General features: G+C 66.6%; 19 protein-coding genes and 1 tRNA gene. 8 read left to right on the forward strand and 12 right to left on the reverse strand.

Annotated features, from left to right (window positions below; genetic code table 11):
* Positions 1 to 118: 118 nt before the first annotated feature.
* The 9 genes from trpA to ACE3TU_RS02195 all read right to left on the reverse strand — a co-directional run bounded on the left by trpA (position 119) and on the right by ACE3TU_RS02195 (position 7,716).
* A complete protein-coding gene (trpA, locus tag ACE3TU_RS02155; protein WP_374619633.1) occupies positions 119 to 943 on the reverse strand; it encodes a tryptophan synthase subunit alpha in 825 nt (274 codons plus the stop codon).
* Positions 943 to 2,163: a tryptophan synthase subunit beta gene (gene trpB / locus ACE3TU_RS02160; RefSeq protein ID WP_374619636.1), complete on the reverse strand. Its 1,221-nt coding sequence runs from the start codon at positions 2,161 to 2,163 to the stop codon at positions 943 to 945. Before trpB ends, trpA begins: the two co-directional genes overlap by 1 nt.
* A 12-nt stretch (positions 2,164 to 2,175) precedes the next feature.
* Positions 2,176 to 2,826 carry a phosphoribosylanthranilate isomerase gene (locus ACE3TU_RS02165; protein WP_374619639.1) on the reverse strand — a complete coding sequence of 217 codons (651 nt, stop codon included), beginning with the start codon at positions 2,824 to 2,826 and terminating at the stop codon, positions 2,176 to 2,178.
* 9 nt (positions 2,827 to 2,835) lie between these two features.
* On the reverse strand, positions 2,836 to 3,186 hold the full coding sequence (locus tag ACE3TU_RS02170; protein WP_374619642.1) for a lipopolysaccharide assembly protein LapA domain-containing protein: 351 nt from the start codon (positions 3,184 to 3,186) through the stop codon (positions 2,836 to 2,838).
* A gap of 15 nt (positions 3,187 to 3,201) precedes the next feature.
* The gene (locus ACE3TU_RS02175; protein WP_374619644.1) at positions 3,202 to 3,486 is read right to left on the reverse strand and encodes an integration host factor subunit beta; all 285 of its coding nucleotides are present in this window, start codon (positions 3,484 to 3,486) and stop codon (positions 3,202 to 3,204) included.
* Between the two features lie 35 nt (positions 3,487 to 3,521).
* A complete protein-coding gene (gene sppA / locus ACE3TU_RS02180; protein ID WP_374619647.1) occupies positions 3,522 to 4,469 on the reverse strand; it encodes a signal peptide peptidase SppA in 948 nt (315 codons plus the stop codon).
* 115 nt (positions 4,470 to 4,584) lie between these two features.
* The gene (locus ACE3TU_RS02185) at positions 4,585 to 5,088 is read right to left on the reverse strand and encodes a GNAT family N-acetyltransferase (RefSeq protein WP_374619650.1); all 504 of its coding nucleotides are present in this window, start codon (positions 5,086 to 5,088) and stop codon (positions 4,585 to 4,587) included.
* Positions 5,089 to 5,156: 68 nt separating this feature from the next.
* Positions 5,157 to 6,851, reverse strand: a complete 1,695-nt coding sequence (gene rpsA, locus ACE3TU_RS02190; protein WP_374619653.1) for a 30S ribosomal protein S1 — start codon at positions 6,849 to 6,851, stop codon at positions 5,157 to 5,159.
* Between the two features lie 160 nt (positions 6,852 to 7,011).
* A complete protein-coding gene (locus tag ACE3TU_RS02195) occupies positions 7,012 to 7,716 on the reverse strand; it encodes a d(CMP) kinase (protein WP_374619656.1) in 705 nt (234 codons plus the stop codon).
* Between the two features lie 145 nt (positions 7,717 to 7,861).
* Here ACE3TU_RS02195 and ACE3TU_RS02200 point away from each other — a divergent pair, with 145 nt between their 5' ends.
* Positions 7,862 to 8,266 carry a TIGR02300 family protein gene (locus ACE3TU_RS02200; RefSeq protein ID WP_374619659.1) on the forward strand — a complete coding sequence of 135 codons (405 nt, stop codon included), beginning with the start codon at positions 7,862 to 7,864 and terminating at the stop codon, positions 8,264 to 8,266.
* A gap of 154 nt (positions 8,267 to 8,420) precedes the next feature.
* Positions 8,421 to 8,496 (forward strand) — tRNA-Ala (locus ACE3TU_RS02205).
* Positions 8,497 to 8,729: 233 nt separating this feature from the next.
* Here ACE3TU_RS02205 and ACE3TU_RS02210 read toward each other — a convergent pair.
* From ACE3TU_RS02210 to ACE3TU_RS02220, 3 genes are all read right to left on the reverse strand, one after another.
* The gene (locus tag ACE3TU_RS02210) at positions 8,730 to 9,176 is read right to left on the reverse strand and encodes a Crp/Fnr family transcriptional regulator (protein WP_374619662.1); all 447 of its coding nucleotides are present in this window, start codon (positions 9,174 to 9,176) and stop codon (positions 8,730 to 8,732) included.
* Between the two features lie 110 nt (positions 9,177 to 9,286).
* Positions 9,287 to 10,018 carry a GntR family transcriptional regulator gene (locus ACE3TU_RS02215; protein ID WP_374619665.1) on the reverse strand — a complete coding sequence of 244 codons (732 nt, stop codon included), beginning with the start codon at positions 10,016 to 10,018 and terminating at the stop codon, positions 9,287 to 9,289.
* Positions 10,019 to 10,026: 8 nt separating this feature from the next.
* Complete coding sequence (locus ACE3TU_RS02220) at positions 10,027 to 10,959, reverse strand: ornithine cyclodeaminase family protein (protein WP_374619668.1); 933 nt, start codon at positions 10,957 to 10,959, stop codon at positions 10,027 to 10,029.
* A gap of 115 nt (positions 10,960 to 11,074) precedes the next feature.
* Between ACE3TU_RS02220 and ACE3TU_RS02225 the strand changes: the two genes are divergently transcribed.
* The 6 genes from ACE3TU_RS02225 (at position 11,075) to ACE3TU_RS02250 (ending at position 16,177) form a co-directional block, all read left to right on the forward strand.
* On the forward strand, positions 11,075 to 11,890 hold the full coding sequence (locus ACE3TU_RS02225) for a transporter substrate-binding domain-containing protein (RefSeq protein ID WP_374619671.1): 816 nt from the start codon (positions 11,075 to 11,077) through the stop codon (positions 11,888 to 11,890).
* 86 nt (positions 11,891 to 11,976) lie between these two features.
* Positions 11,977 to 12,642, forward strand: a complete 666-nt coding sequence (locus tag ACE3TU_RS02230) for an amino acid ABC transporter permease (RefSeq protein ID WP_374619674.1) — start codon at positions 11,977 to 11,979, stop codon at positions 12,640 to 12,642.
* 9 nt (positions 12,643 to 12,651) lie between these two features.
* Complete coding sequence (locus ACE3TU_RS02235; RefSeq protein ID WP_374619677.1) at positions 12,652 to 13,308, forward strand: amino acid ABC transporter permease; 657 nt, start codon at positions 12,652 to 12,654, stop codon at positions 13,306 to 13,308.
* Positions 13,301 to 14,026, forward strand: a complete 726-nt coding sequence (locus ACE3TU_RS02240) for an amino acid ABC transporter ATP-binding protein (RefSeq protein ID WP_374619680.1) — start codon at positions 13,301 to 13,303, stop codon at positions 14,024 to 14,026. The genes ACE3TU_RS02235 and ACE3TU_RS02240 overlap by 8 nt, the downstream gene beginning before the upstream one ends.
* Positions 14,027 to 14,030: 4 nt before the next feature.
* On the forward strand, positions 14,031 to 15,065 hold the full coding sequence (locus tag ACE3TU_RS02245) for a proline racemase family protein (RefSeq protein ID WP_374619682.1): 1,035 nt from the start codon (positions 14,031 to 14,033) through the stop codon (positions 15,063 to 15,065).
* A complete protein-coding gene (locus tag ACE3TU_RS02250) occupies positions 15,065 to 16,177 on the forward strand; it encodes a cis-3-hydroxy-L-proline dehydratase (protein ID WP_374619685.1) in 1,113 nt (370 codons plus the stop codon). The genes ACE3TU_RS02245 and ACE3TU_RS02250 overlap by 1 nt, the downstream gene beginning before the upstream one ends.
* The last annotated feature ends 9 nt before the right edge of the window (positions 16,178 to 16,186 follow it).

Below are 16,186 nucleotides of genomic sequence, written 5' to 3' on the forward strand. Positions count from 1 at the left end.
TGTGGCGAATGTTATCAGGTCGCGGCGGCGCGGTTAAGGGCGGCGAGGGGATTTGCCCGACGGCGCCACTACACGGCCGGTATCGCGCGCCGCGACAGGGCGCCGGCTCGTCCTTGTCTCACGCCCGTGCCCGCCGCACCCCGTCCGCGAGCGCGGAGACCAGGTCCGCGACCGCCTTGACCGTGCCCGGTCCCGCCTTGCCGTCGACCAGCGAACCGGCGACGGCATTGCAGAGCGCCGTGCCGACCACGACGCCGTCGGCATCCCGCCCGATCAGTGCGGCATCGTCGGCCGTCTTGATGCCGAAGCCGACGGCAACCGGCAGCCTGGTATGCGACTTGATGCGCTTGACGGCCTCGCCCACCGCGGCATGGCTCTTGATCGCGGCACCGGTGATGCCGGTCATCGAGACGTAGTAGACAAAGCCCGACGTATGGGCCAGCACCGTCGGCAGGCGCCGGTCGTCGGTCGTGGGCGTGGTCAGCCGGATGAAGTTCAGGCCGGCCGCCAGCGCCGGGATGCAGAGTTCGGTGTCCTCCTCGGGCGGCAGGTCGACGACGATCAGACCGTCCACGCCCGCCGATATGGCTGCGGCGATGAAGGCCTCGACCCCGAAGACGTAGATCGGGTTGTAGTAGCCCATCAGCACGATCGGCGTGGCGTCGTCGGCCTTGCGGAACGCCGCGACCATGGCAAGAGTCTTCTTCAGCGTCTGGCCGCCGGCGAGGGCGCGCTGGCCGGCGAGCTGGATACCCGGGCCATCCGCCATCGGATCGGAGAACGGCATGCCGAGCTCGATGACGTCGGCGCCCGCCGCCGGCAGCGCCTCGAGGATGGCCTGCGCCGTGGCAAGGTCCGGATCGCCGGCCATGACGAAGGTCACGAGCGCCGGACGGTTCTCGGCGGCGCACTTGGCGAAGCGGGCGGGGATGCGGGTGGTCATTACTCGATCAGTCCCAGGTAGCGGCCGACACTCTCGACGTCCTTGTCGCCACGCCCCGACAGGCACAGCACGACGGTCTCGTCCTTGCCCATGGTCGGCGCCAGCTTCAGCACCTCGGCGAGGCCGTGCGCGCTCTCGAGCGCCGGGATGATGCCCTCGAGCCGCGTGCAGAGCTGGAACGCCTCCAGCGCCTCGTTGTCGGTGATCGGCACATAGGTTGCGCGCTTGGTGTCGTGCAGGTACGCATGCTCCGGCCCGACGCCCGGATAGTCGAGGCCGGCCGAGATCGAGTGACCCTCGAGGATCTGCCCGTCCGCGTCCTGCAGCAGGTAGGTGCGGTTGCCGTGCAGCACCCCCGGCCGCCCGCCGGTCATCGACGCGGCATGGCCGTTCTCGACGTCGATGCCGTGGCCGCCGGCTTCGGCACCGTAGAGCTTCACTGAAGGGTCATCGAGGAAGGCGTGGAAGGTGCCGATGGCATTGGAGCCGCCGCCGACGCAGGCGACCACGGCGTCGGGCAGCTTGCCCTCGGCCTCGAAGTGCTGGAGCTTGATCTCCTCGCCGATCACCGACTGGAAGTTGCGCACCATCTCCGGATAGGGGTGCGGGCCAGCCGCCGTGCCGATCAGGTAGTAGGTCGTCTCGACATTGGTCACCCAGTCGCGCAGCGCCTCGTTCATGGCATCCTTGAGCGTGCCGGCGCCCGCCGTCACCGGCCGCACCTCGGCTCCCAGCATCTTCATGCGCAGCACATTTGGCCACTGCCGCTTCACGTCTGTGGCGCCCATGAACACTGTGCACGGAAAGCCGAAGCGGGCGCAGACCGTCGCCGTCGCGACGCCATGCTGGCCGGCCCCTGTCTCGGCGATGATGCGCGTCTTGCCCATGCGCCTGGCGAGCAGGATCTGGCCGACGCAGTTGTTGAGCTTGTGGCTGCCGGTGTGGTTCAGCTCTTCGCGCTTGAAATAGACCTTGGCGCCGCCCAGGTGCTGCGTCAGGCGCTCGGCGAAATAGAGCGGCGACGGGCGTCCGGTATAGTGCTCGCCAAGGTCTTTCAGTTCGGCCTGGAACGCGGGGTCGACCTGGGCCTTGCGGTAGGCTGCCTCGAGGTCGAGGATCAGCGGCATCAGCGTCTCGGCGACGAACCGGCCGCCATAGAGCCCGAAGCGACCATGGTCGTCAGGGCCGTTGCGCAGGGAATTGGCCCCGGTCGCTGTCACGTCACTCAACTCCTAAACCTGTGCGGCTCGCGCCTTCTCGATGAACGCCCTGACCAGCGCCACGTCCTTGACGCCCGGCGCCGTCTCCACACCCGATGATACGTCCACCCCCTGCGGTCGGACCATCCCGATCGCCTCGCCGACCGTCTGCGGCGTGAGGCCTCCGGAAAGCATGAAGGCGAGGCCGGGGTCAAGCGCCTTGAGCAGGCCCCAGTCGAACGGCACGCCAAGTCCGCCGGGTCGCTCCGAACCCTTGGGCGCCTTGGCGTCGAGCAGCAGCCGGTCGGCCGCCTCGGCATAGGCGGCAACGCCGGCGACGTCCTCGGCGGTACCGATCGACAGCGCCTTGAGGATGGCGATGCCGGCCTCGTCGCGGATCGCCTCGACCCGGTGCGGTGTCTCCGGTCCGTGCAGCTGGATCCAGTCCGGCGACAGCGCGGCCACCTCCATGACGCAGGAATTGTCGGGATTGACCAGCACCACGCAGGTTTCGATGCGCCCCCGCGCCGACGAGATCAGTAGCTGCAGAGTTTCGAGGTCGACATGCCGGGGGCTGCGCTCGAAGTGCATGAAGCCCACCATGTCCGCACCGGCCTCGATGCAGGCTTCCAGAACGGAGAAGGTCTTGATGCCGCAGATCTTGACGATGAGGGGGTCGGCCATCGGCTCTCGCTAGCTCGTTGGGGCGAGTTCGTCGGGACGGATGAGCGGGCTGTCCGGGGCGCGGCGTGCCACTTCCAGTTCACGGTGCAGCCGCTCGGTCTCGCGCCGATAGTGCCGTTCGTCACGACGGTGCGGGCCCTGCGCGAACCAGGTGGCGATGCCGCCCAGTACCACTCCGACCAGCAGTACGACGAACAGCACGATGAACATCGGCACCCCGACACCGGTCGCGGCAATGGCTTCCGGCGGCGCCAGCGGGTTGAGGTTGATCACGACCAGTTGCCGGTTGGCGAGCGCAAAGACGATCAGCGCCGCACAGAGCGGCACCAGCACGACCCAGCCCACGACGCGTTTGATCATGTAACTCGCTTCAGGTCACCCAGCGCGGTTGATCCGTTCCCGGATCTCCTTGCCGGCCTTGAACTGGGGCACATATTTTTCGCCCACATCCACGGTTTCGCCGGTCCGGGGATTGCGCCCCACGCGGGCCGGGCGGTTCTTCACCGAGAAGGCTCCGAAACCACGCAGTTCCACCCGGTCGCCCCGGGCCATCGCATCACCCACCTCGTCGAGGATGGCGTTCACGATGTTCTCGATATCACGCTGGAACAGATGCGGATTCTCGTCGGCCAGTTTCTGCACGAGCTCGGACTTGATCATACCGCCCCCGGCGCCTCCACTAGGATCGATGGTTCTCACATCGCCGGGGCAGCCTGCCAAAGCGAGACCAGCCCGTCAAGCGCGATCGGTCCGGTCGCCGGGAGGCCCAGCGCAGCGCGTGCGCTCTGGCCGAGCCATCGCGAGGGACTGAACCAGCCCTCCTCGGGCAGCGGATAGTGATCGTTCACCGGCAGGTCCGCCGGCACGGACTTCTCGCTTTCGAGCCAGGCAATCGCTTCGGCCTCCCCGCCGAGGGCGTCGATCAGCCCGTTGTCCAGACCCTGGCGGCCGGTGAGGATACGGCCATCGGCAAGCGCGAGCGTCGCCTGCCGTTCGAGGCCGCGTCGCTCCGCGACCACATCGATGAACCAGGCAAAGGAATCGTCGACGAGGCGCTGCAGGCTCGCCCGCGCCTCGCCCTGCATTGGCTCGTCGATGTCGGGCTCGGCCTTCAGCGGTCCGGTCTGTACCTTGTCGAAGTCCACCCCGATGGTGGTGAGCAGCTTGCCCGCATCGACATGCTGGTAGAGCACACCGATCGAGCCGACGATCGATAGTCGCCTGGCAAAGATGCGATCGGCGGCGATGGCGGTCATGTAGGCGGCGGATGCCCCGAGTTCGCGGACCACGGCCACCACCGGCTTCTTCGCCCTCAGCGCGGTGAGCGCCTCGTAGAGCTCCTCACCTCCCGCGGTGGTGCCGCCCGGCGAGTTGATGTCGATGATCACTGCCTTGACGCCGTCATTCTCGGCCAGCTCCTCCAGGATGCGTAGCCGCGCCGGATCGGTGGCGATGGTTCCCACGATGCCGACCCGCGCGATGTGCTGGCCCGGCCCGGCCGTTTCGATTGCCACCCGCCCGACGATGGCGATGATGGCGACGATCAGGGCGAGCGTGAACAGGACCCGCCACAGCCGTCGTGAACGCCGCAGCCTCGCATTGGCCGGTATCAGGTGAGCCGGATCGCCGGAGAAATCGCTCATCGTCGCCTCGCGCCGCAATTGGGGTGCAGGCGGGGTAGCGGGGGGCAGCGGCAAATGCAAGGCGGACGACGCCGCCTGGCGGTCGACCGGCCCGTTTGTCGCGCCCGGAAGGTGGCTATGCCAGCTGCCGCACCATGTAGCGCGCGCTGGCCTCGTAGCTCAGCAACTTGCCATAGAGCTCGGGCACGTCGACCACCGCGAAGTCGTGGCGCTCCCAGAACGGCATGGAGCCGTTGACCGCCACCAGTGTCATGGTTGGGTAGCCCTCGGCGCGGGCATGCTTGGTCAGTGCCGACAGGATCTGGCTGGCGGCCCCGATGCGGCGCGCCACCGGCAGGAGTGCCAGGTCGTGCAGGTAGTAGGTGTCGGGCTCCTCGGGCAGGCGGCCGAGCAGGGTGTTGAGGGGCGGCAGAGTGCCGTAGCGCCAGGGGTGGCTGAGCACGTAGCCGACCGGCTTCTCGCCGATCTCGAGCAGGTAGCAGCCGTTGCGGTACAGCCTCTGGCGTTCGGCCAGCACCTCGCCGGCCTCGTAGAAGTCGACATGCACCGCATCGGCAATGCCCTGTACGGCCGGCAGGTCATAGGCGGTCAGCGCCCGCCAGGCGACGTCCCTGAGCATGAGTACTCCCCGAACAAAGGGCCCGCGCCGGCCGGCGCGAGCCCGAAGAGCATGGCGGCGACGGCGGCTTAGTTGTCGCCGCGGCCCTTGAGCGCGGCGCCCAGGATGTCGCCGAGCGAAGCACCCGAATCCGACGAGCCGTAGGCCGCGACGGCCTCCTTTTCCTCGGCGATCTCGAGCGCCTTGATCGACAGCTGGATGCGCTGCGTCTTGCGGTCGTACTGGGTGACGCGTGCGTCGACCTTCTCACCCTTGCTGAACCGCTCGGGACGCTGGTCGTTGCGGTCGCGGCTGAGGTCGGCGCGACGGATGAAGGCCGTCATCTCGGTGTCGTTGATGCGCACTTCAATGCCGCCGTCATTGACCTCGGTCACCGTGCCGGTGACCACCGACCCCTTGCGGATGCCGTCGCCGCTCTCGGCCGTATCGGCGACCGCCAGCTGCTTGATGCCCAGCGAGATGCGTTCCTTCTCCACATCGACGTCGAGCACCTTGGCCTTGACCACGTCGCCGCGGTTGTACTCGTCCAGCGCCTGCTCGCCCGGCTTCTGCCAGTCGAGGTCGGAGAGGTGCACCATGCCGTCCACGTCGCCGTCGAGGCCGATGAAAAGGCCGAACTCGGTCTTGTTCTTGACCTCGCCCTCGACCGTGGTCCCCACCGGGTACTTGTCGGCGAAGGTTTCCCACGGATTGGCGAGGGTCTGCTTGAGGCCCAGCGAAATGCGGCGCTTCTCGGGATCGACCTCGAGCACCATCACTTCCACTTCCTGCGAGGTGGAGACGATCTTGCCCGGATGGACGTTCTTCTTGGTCCAGCTCATCTCCGAGACGTGGATCAGGCCTTCGATGCCCGGCTCCAGCTCGACGAATGCACCGTAGTCGGTGATGTTGGTGACGCGGCCGGTGAACTTGGCGCCGACCGGGTACTTCACCGCGATGCCGTCCCACGGGTCGGCCTGCAGCTGCTTCATGCCCAGCGAGATGCGATGGCTCTCGTGGTTGATGCGAACGATCTGCACCTTGATGGTCTCGCCGATGGCGAGCACTTCCGACGGGTGATTGACCCGGCGCCAGGCGATGTCGGTGACGTGCAGCAGGCCGTCGATGCCGCCGAGGTCGACGAACGCACCGTAGTCGGTGATGTTCTTGACCACCCCGTCGACGACCTGGCCCTCCTCGAGCTGCTGGACGATCTCGCTGCGCTGCTCGGCGCGGCTCTCTTCGAGGATCGCACGGCGCGAGACGACGATATTGCCGCGGCGCTTGTCCATCTTGAGGATCTGGAACGGCTGCGGCACGTTCATCAGCGGGCCGATGTCGCGGATCGGGCGGATGTCCACCTGGCTGCGCGGCAGGAAGGCGACGGCGCCCTCGAGGTCAACGGTGAAGCCGCCCTTGACCTGGTTGAAGATGATGCCTTCGACGCGCTGGTTGGCGTTGTACATCTCTTCGAGCTTGACCCAGCTCTCTTCGCGGCGGGCCTTCTCGCGGCTGAGGACGGCCTCGCCGACGGCGTTCTCGACGCGGTCGACATAGACTTCCACGGTCGAGCCGACCTTGATGGTGCCGTCACGGCCGGCGGCGCCGAACTCCTTGAGCGCGATGCGCCCCTCGGTCTTGAGGCCGACGTCGATGATGGCGAGATCCTTTTCGATCGCCACGACGGTGCCCTTGACCACGGTCCCTTCCATCGGCTCGTTCTCGAGGAACGAGTCCATCAGCAGGGATTCGAAATCTTCCTTGGAAACAGACTGAACTGCCAAACTAATTCTCCAATGCGCCCGGCGGCTTGAGGTGAGGGCCCGTGTGCCAATCGCCGTCAACGGCGATCCGGTGCGCTGGCGCGCGAGCCAATGGTGATGAGATTGGTTTCCGCTGCCGGCCCTTGGGCTTTGCTTCGGGGGCGGAGACGCAAGGGTTGGTTTAGGAGCGATGCCCCGCCTTGCGCGCCATGACCCCGTCGACAATGGCGACGGCTGCGCGGAGTGCGGCCTCTATACCGAGAAGTGTGGTGTCCAGCAAGTGGGCATCCGGAGCCCGGTAGAAGCCGCCATTGGGATTGGCCATGTCGCGCGCGTCCCGCTCCTCGATCTGGTGATAGAGGGCGTAGCGGTCCACCGACAGGCCGCGCGCCTCGAGTTGGCGGGCTCGCCGCTCCATGCGCGCCTTGCTGTCGGCGGAAATGAACAGCTTGACGTCGGCCTCGGGCGCGATGCGGGTGCCGATGTCCCTGCCGTCGAGCACCGCGCCGCCCGGCTGCGTCGCGAACCGGCGCTGCAGGTCGAACAGCGCGGCCCGCACCTCGGCGATCACCGCCACTTTGCTGGCCAGAACGCCGATCTCGGCGCCGCCCAGTTCAGCGGCGTCGAGCGGCGCACCGTCGATCTCGTGTGCGGCACGGATCGCGGCGACCTCGAACTGGTCCGTCCCCTCGAGCCGCGCTGCGGCCTTGCCGACCGCCCGGTACAACAGGCCGGTGTCGAGGTGCGGCAGGCCATAGTGCCGGGCAAGGCCCGCCGCCAGCGTGCCCTTGCCCGAGGCGGCGGGACCGTCCACCGCGATGATCATGTCGTTCTCCACGTCTTCCGGCACGATGTCTTCCGGCACGTCTGCCAGCCTGCCTAACACGGAGCATTCCGGCCTCGCCAGCATCCTTCTGCCCGCCCCGACGGATCGGCGCCCCTGCCGCATTTTGGGTTTGACAGGGCCTGGCTTTCCTCCTAACCGGACGGTTCCCAGCGGGGTGGCCCCCGCCTTTCTAGTGAGGAAGCAATTGGCCAAGGACGAACGCGGTACCAAGCGGGAAGACCCCGATACCGGCAAGAAGTTCTACGATCTGAACAAGGATCCGATTGTCTCGCCCTATACCGGCAAGTCGTACCCGCGCTCCTACTTCGATCAGACCGTGCTGGCCAAGATCAAGGCCGCGCCCGAGCCCGAAGAGGACGAAGAGGAAGTCGAGATCGAGGAAGCCGCGCAGCCCGGCGCTCCTGAGATCGTCTCGCTCGAGGACGCGGATGCCGAGGAAGCCGGTCCCGAGGGCGAGGAAATCCCCGATGTCGAGGATGTCGAGGACGTAGAGGACCTCGGCGACGACGACGCCGATGTGTTCCTCGAAGAGGACGAAGACGAAGACGAGGACCTCGACTTCGACGTTGGCGGCGGCGACGAGCGGTAAACTCCGCCGGGTCGGCTCACCCACGAAAAAGCCGCTTGCATGAGCGGGGCCAAGTGGGTAGACAGCACCGCGCTTCGACGGGTTCGCCCGCCGCGGCGCAAATCCCAAGGCACGGGGGACCGTGCCACCGGACGCGACCCGTGAGGGTCTGGCTGGGGCCATAGCTCAGTTGGGAGAGCGCTTGAATGGCATTCAAGAGGTCGTCGGTTCGATTCCGATTGGCTCCACCATTTTTTCCGGCCGCCCGTCGTGCTGACGGCGAGGCAGACAACCGATACCTCTGGCACACGCCGCGACGTCGGTCAGTTCACTGGTGCGCCCTGGATGGCCGCCGCCAGCGCGGGGGCCGCAGCGGTGCGGCGCCTGAGCGGGCCGTGGGCCAGGTCACCATTGTCGCTCAACGACCGGCAATCCAGGCCAAGGCTGCGTCGCAGCCTGACCCGCGCCGCCGGGCGCCCGGGGCCTACCAGGCGTAATACGGGCGAACGGCCTCTTCGTCCTTGAGATCGAGTGCTTCGAGCGACATTGATTGCTGCAGGTCGGACAGCAGCCCGCGCAGTCCCCGCTTGCGCGGATCGAGCCGGTTGAGCAGTTCGTTGGTCTGGCGCAGGCGCCGCACCAGCGTCCGCATGAAGATGATCGCCTGCTCGGGCCGATCCTGCAGCGAAACGATGAACTCGTCATAGGTGGTGACGGTACACTCGACATCCGTGGTCGCCGTGACGGTTGCCGAGCGCGGTCCCGGATCGAGCAGGCTCATTTCCCCGAACACCTCGCCGGCATTCAGCACGGCCACGCGGTTCGTCCCGACCGTGACCTTCACCGCCCCGCTCACCAGCAGATAGGCGGAGTCGCCATCCTCACCCTCGGTGAGAATCGTCTCACCGGCCTTGAACCGCACAGTCTTCATCGTCCCCTCCCGACAGGCTCGTGTCGGTTCCCTGCTTGTTTGGCCACTCTCGGGCAGACAACTTAAGTGCCGGGCAGTGACGGACGCAAGGGGGCGACGGGAGTGACCGGTCAGCGGTCGTAGACGACGCTGAGATCGCTGGAGTTGCGCTCCCCCATGTAGCGCAGGAAGCGCTGGTGCACCTCTTCAGCATGCTCGTGGGCCAACCGCTCGGCCACGGCCTCGTCGCGTGCCGCAATCGCGGCGATCTGCGCATCGTGCGCGTCGCACAGGCTCTCGGGCAGCGTGTCGCCGTAGGAGCGGAAATACAGGCGCAGCGTACGCCGGCCCTCGTCGAGGATCCGGCGGTACGTGTCGGTGAGGATGCGGTTGCGCCCCGCCTGTGCCATCGCAAGGTGCAGGATGGCATTCTGCCGGATCATCCCGAGCGCATCATTGGCCCTGACGCGACTGCGGAATTCGTCGTTGGCGGCGCGGATGGCGGCGAGGTTCGCGTCGGTGCGGTGCCGCGCCGCGAGACGAAAGACGGCGCGCTGGATCAGGTCGAGCGCGTCGACGTAGGCCGGAAACTCGTCGAGGTTCAGCGGCGCGACCACGGTGCCCTTGTTCGGGACCGTCTGAACCAGCCCTTCGGCGGCCAGCCGGACCAGCGCCTCGCGCACCGGTGAGCGAGAGACCCTGAACCGCTCGGCGAGGTTCGACTCGTCGATCAACTGCCCCGGCCGGAGTTCCAGCGACAGGATTTCGTCGCGCAGGCGCTCGAACACCAGGATCGCACCATATCCGTGCGCGGGCTCGCCATCGGCCTGGAGCTTCGTCTTGACCGTCCGCCTGCTCGCCATCTCGCCTCTCAGGTCCCCTCCGTCGCCGCCACCAGGCGGGCCGCCGCCAAGTCCTCTATCGCCGCGCCGACCGATTTGAACAGGGTGATCTCGTCGTCGAAACGCCGACCAGGATGCCGACCGCTCACCAGCGCGGCAAGATCGGCGGCCACCTCGTCCCACCGGAAGCGGCCTTCGGCCTCCGCCTGCAACAGGTCGCCGGCCTCGGCGCGGGCCCCACCCTCGGTATCGATGAACACCGTCGCTCGCGCCACAGCCTCTGCATCGACCTCCCGCATCCTCGGCGTGAAGGCGCCGACCAGGTCGAGATGCGTACCGGGTCGAAGCGCCGCGCCACGCACCAGGGGGAGAGTGGACAGCGTCGCGGTCGAGACGATGTCGGCCTCGGCAACGGCTCGCTCCAGGTCGCTGACCACCACGGCGCCGGCCACCGCGGCCAGCGACGCGGCCTGCTCGGCGCGGCGGGACCAGACCAGCACGCGCGAAATCGGGCGTACGGCGCGATGCGCCTCGATCAGGAGCCGTGCCATGCGTCCGGCCCCCACCATCAGCAGCGTGTCGCTGTCGGGTCGCGACAACAGTTGCGAGGCCAGGGCCGACGTGGCGGCGGTCCGGCGCGCCGTCAGCATGCCACCATCGATCAGCGCCTCGATCGCCCCGGTTCGCGCGCTGCACAGCAGGTACGCGGCACTCACCGCCGGCAGCCCGAGGCGACCGTTCGAGGGGAAGATATTGGCCAGCTTGACGCCGAAATGCTCGCCTTCGATCCAGGCCGGCATGATCAACGCCGTCGCGTCCTCGGCGCCGGGGACGGCGATCCTGTGGATATGGCGGTCCGGTGCGACGTGCGGCGCGGCGAAGGCTTTCGCAAGCGCCGTCAACAACTTGGGCCACGGCGTCGCCCGCGTCACTTCATCGGCATCGAAGGTTCGGTGGGTCATGGAAATCCTGCTGGAGCACAACAGCTTGCCACATTGCATACAGTTTGCCTACTATGAGGTCAGGGAAGGCCGGCAATCCTGCCGGGTTCTTCCTGTGGAACAGGGGAGAAGACCAATGAAGTGGACACCGCTGGTTGCGACGGCAGCCTTCCTGACCATGCTCACGGTACCGCCGGCATTTGCCGACAAGCTCGATGATATCATCGCCTCGGGCGTGCTGCGCTGCGCCGTGGTGCTGGACTTTCCGCCGATGGGCTCGCGCGATGCGAGCAACAATCCGGTCGGCTTCGACGTCGACACCTGCAATGACCTGGCCAAGGCCCTCGGCGTGACGCCCGAGTACGTCGAAACGCCGTTCCCGGACCGCATTCCGGCCCTGGTTTCCGGCCGCGCCGATGTCGGCGTTGCCTCGACTTCCGATACGCTCGAGCGCGCCAAGACCATCGGCTTTTCGATCCCGTACTTCGCCTTCACCAACGTGGTCCTGACCCGCACCGATGCCGGCATCGAGACCTATGCCGACCTCAAGGACAAGAAACTCGGCTCCGTGGCCGGCACGTTCGAGGCCATCCTGCTCGAGGATGACATGAAGACCTGGGGCTCGTCCTCGACCTTCCAGGGCTTCCAGGCACAGGCCGATGTCTTCCAGGCATTGAGCCAGGGCCAGATCGACGCCACGGTCGTCACCTCCACCGTTGCCTTCGCGACCGTCAACTCCGGCAACTTCACCAATCTCAAGGTAGCGGGCGATGCCCCGTATCCGGTGGACTACGTGTCGCTGATCGGGCTGCGGCAGGAATATGGCCTGCTCAACTACCTCAACCTCTTCGTCAACCACCAGATCCGCAGTGGCCGCTACCAGGAACTCTACAACAAGCATGTCGGCGAGGGCGCGGCGCCCAACCTGCTGATCCCGGGTTCCTACTACTGATGATCCATCTCGGGGGAGCGCTACAAGGCGCTCCCCTTTGCGTGGCCGACGTGGTTTGATGCCGGCCTGAACGGGGGAAGGCTCGCGTGTTCAACTACACCTTCCATTGGCGCCCGGCCCTCAATGCCTTGCCGCAGATGCTGCAGGGGGCCCTGGTGACGCTGCAGATCGCGGTGCTCTCCATGGTGATCGGCATCGCCGTCGGCGTAGTGCTTGCCGTCTTCTCCGGATCCCGCAACAAGGTGCTCTATGGCATCTACGCCACCTGGGTGGAGGTGGCGCGTAATACCCCGGCGCTGTTCCAGATCTACATGGCCTATTTCGGCCTCGGCCAGCTCGGCATCCGGCTCGACAGCTTCCTGGCCCTGCTCGTCGGTATCACCTTCAACAATGCCGGCTACCTGGCGGAGACCTTCCGCGGCGGCCTGCGGGCGGTACCGCAGACGCAGACGCGCGCGGCGCGCTCGCTCGGCTTCAACGCCTACGAGGCGTTCACTCTGATCGTCCTGCCGCAGATGTTCCGGGCGGTGTTCCACCCGATGACCAACCAGATGGTCTGGGCCATCCTGATGACTTCACTGGGCGTGGTGGTGGGACTCAATTCCGACCTCACCGGGGTGACGCAGGACCTCAACGTGCGCACCTTCCGCACCTTCGAATACTTCGCCATCGCCGCCGTGCTCTACTACCTGATCGCCAAGGTGGTGACTCTGGGGGCGCGGCTCGTCGCCTGGCGCCTGTTCCGGTACTGAGGGCGGCCCATGTTCGAGACCGCCGTCACCCCCAACGACCTCTGGTTCCTTGCGCAGGGCGCCGGCTGGACGCTGTTGATCACCCTGATCGCCATGGTCGGAGGTACCGTTCTCGGTGTCGTCTTCGGCGTCACCCGCGCCGTATTGCCGGGCTGGACGACGTTGCCTCTCGGTTTCCTGCTCGACATCTTCCGCTCGATCCCGCTGCTGATCCAGTTGATCCTCGCCAACTCCTTCATTCCCATCCTGGGGCTCAAGGCGACGCCGTTCGCGGTCAGCTGCATCGTGCTGGCGCTCTACACGTCGGCCTACTGCGCCGAGATCGTGCGCGGCGGCGTCCTCGCCGTGCCGCAGACCACCCGCCGCGCCGCCCGCTCGCTGGGTCTCACCTGGTGGCAGGACATGACCGAGATCGTCTACCCCATGGCCCTGCGCATCATGCTGCCCAGCTGGATCGGGCTGACGCTGGGGGTGATGAAGGACACCGCCCTGGTCGGATGGATCGGGGTGATCGAACTGCTCAAGAGTTCGCAGATCCTGATCACCCGCATGCAGAACGAGCCGCTCTTCATTCTCATGATCGCCGGGCTCATCTACTTCCTGATCAGCTTCCCCATCTCGCGCCTCGGCGCCCGTCTCGAAAGAAGGTTCCGCGAGAATGATTGAGATCGAGAACGTCGATAAGAGCTTCGGCGCCCTCAAGGTGCTGGACGGGGTCAGCCTCGCCGTCAACAAGGGAGAAGTGGTTTCGATCATCGGCGGGTCCGGTTCCGGGAAGTCGACGCTGCTGATGTGCATCAACGGGCTGGAGCCGATCCAGGGCGGCCGCATCCTCGTCGATGGCACCGAGGTGCACGCAAGGGGCACCGATCTCAACAAGCTCAGGCGCAAGATCGGTATCGTCTTCCAGCAATGGAACGCCTTCCCGCACCTGACGGTGCTCGAAAACGTGACACTGGCCCCGCGCAAGGTGCTCAGGAAGTCACGCGAGGAGGCCGACGCGATCGCCCGGCGACAGCTCGAGCATGTCGGGCTGGGCGACAAGTTCAACGCCTTCCCCGGCAAGCTCTCGGGCGGCCAGCAGCAGCGCATGGCCATCGCGCGTGCGCTCGCCATGGCACCCGAGTACATGCTGTTCGACGAGGTGACGTCAGCCCTTGATCCGCAACTGGTCGGCGAGGTGCTCGATACCATGCGGCTGCTCGCCAGGGAGGGCATGACGATGATCCTCGTCACCCACGAGATGGGCTTCGCCCGCGAGGTGTCAGACCGCGTCGCCTTCTTCAAGTCGGGTAAGATCCACGAGATCGGCAGCCCCGAGCAGCTCTTCGGCAACCCGCAACTGCCCGACACCCGTGCCTTCCTCAACTCGGTCCTGAAGTAGCTCAATGCGGTCGTCCAAGCTCGTCCATATTGTTTCCGCCCACGCCGAGGGCGAGGTCGGCGACGTCATTGTCGGCGGAGTCACTCCACCGCCGGGCGACACGGTCTGGGAGCAACGAAACTTCATCGCGGCCGACCAGACGCTGCGCAATTTCGTGCTCAACGAACCGCGCGGCGGCGTCTTCCGCCACGTGAGCCTGCTGGTGCCGCCGAGGAACCCGAAGGCCCAGATGGGCTGGATCGTCATGGAGCCGGAGGATACGCCGCCGATGTCGGGCTCGAACTCGATGTGCGTTTCGACGGTGCTGCTCGATACCGGCATCCTGCCCATGACCGAGCCGCTGACGCGGCTGACGCTGGAGGCCCCGGGCGGCCTGATCGACGTCGTCGCCGAGTGCCGGAACGGCAAGGCCGAGCGCATCCATGTCACCAACCACCCTTCCTTCGTCGACAAGCTCGACGCGATGATCGAGGTCGAGGGGCTGGGTTCGCTGCGGGTCGACACAGCCTATGGCGGCGACAGCTTCGTCTTCGTCTCGGCGGCGCGACTGGGCTTCGCCCTCACCCCCGACGAGGCACGCGATCTGGCGACCACCGGCATGAAGATCACCAGGGCCGCCAACGAGCAGCTGGGTTTCAGGCACCCGGACGGCTGGGATCACATCTCGTTCTGCCAGATCACAGCGCCGGTGGAACGTGACCATAGCGGCATCCTCGCGGCGAAGAACGCCGTTGCCATCCGGCCCGGCAAGATCGATCGCTCGCCGTGCGGCACCGGCTGTTCCGCTCGCATGGCGGTGCTGCACGCGCGCGGCGAGATGCGGGTCGGCGAGCGCTTCATCGGCCGCTCGATCATCGATTCCGAGTTCCACTGCCGGATCGAGCGGGAGGTGGAGATCGGCGGCCGCCCCGGCATCGTCCCGGTGATCTCCGGCCGGGCCTGGATCACCGGGACGCGCCAGGAGATGCTCGATCCGACCGATCCCTGGCCCGCCGGCTACCGGCTCTCCGACACCTGGCCCCTCGAAGGACGTTTCTGATGAAGATCACCGCAATCAAGTACTGGCAGGTTGGTCTGCCGCTGCGCGAAGGTCGCTACAGGTGGAGCGGCGGCAACTTCATCGACGTGTTCGATTCGACCGTGGTCGCCGTCGAGACCGACGCGGGCATCACCGGCTACGCCGAGTGCTGCCCGCTCGGTTCGGCCTACCTGCCCGCCTACGCCCTGGGCGTGCGGTCCGGGCTCGAGGAACTGGCGCCCAAGGTCATCGGCATGGACCCGACCGCGCTGGGGCCGCTCAATCGCCACATGGACGCGGTGCTGCGCGGCCACCCCTACGTCAAGGCGCCCATCGATATCGCCTGCTGGGACATCCTTGGCAAGGTCGCCGGCCTGCCGGTCAAGACGCTGCTGGGGGGCGAGGAACAGGACGCGATCAAGCTCTACCGCGCCATCAGCCAGGAAGACGCAAACGTGATGGCCGAGAAGATCGCCGGCTACCGCTCCGAGGGCTACACTAAGTTCCAGCTGAAGGTTGGCGGCGATGCCAATGACGACATCGCGCGCATCCGCGCCTGCCGCGCCATCCTCGAGCCCACCGATATCCTCGTGTGCGATGCCAATACCGGCTGGACCATGGCCGACGCCGCCCGCGTGGTGAATGCGGTCGCCGACCTAGACGTCTATATCGAACAGCCCTGCATGAGCTACGACGAGAGTGTCTCGATCCGCCGCCGGACGACGCTGCCCTTCGTTCTCGATGAGAATATCGACGGGGTCGGTATGCTGCTCAAGGGCCTTGCCGACGATGCCTTCGACATTATCAACCTCAAGATCTCCAAGGTGGGCGGCCTGACCAAGGCCCGCCAGATCCGCGATCTCTGCGTCGCCCACCAGATCCCGATGACCATCGAGGATACCTGGGGCGGCGACATCGTCACCGCTGCCATTGCGCACCTGGCGCAGTCGACGCCGGAGCGCTTCTGCTTTTCCGCCACGGATTTCAACTCCTATGGCACCGTCGACATCGCCGACGGCGCCCCCCGGCGCGTCAACGGCACCATGCGAGCACCGGACTCCCCCGGTCTCGGAATTGTGCCGAGGTTCGAGGTACTGGGCGCGCCGACAGTGATCTCACGCGCGCCACAGTGACCGCCCGAG

The organism is Devosia sp., assembly GCF_041917035.1.
In the GTDB taxonomy this organism is placed as follows: domain Bacteria; phylum Pseudomonadota; class Alphaproteobacteria; order Rhizobiales; family Devosiaceae; genus Devosia_A.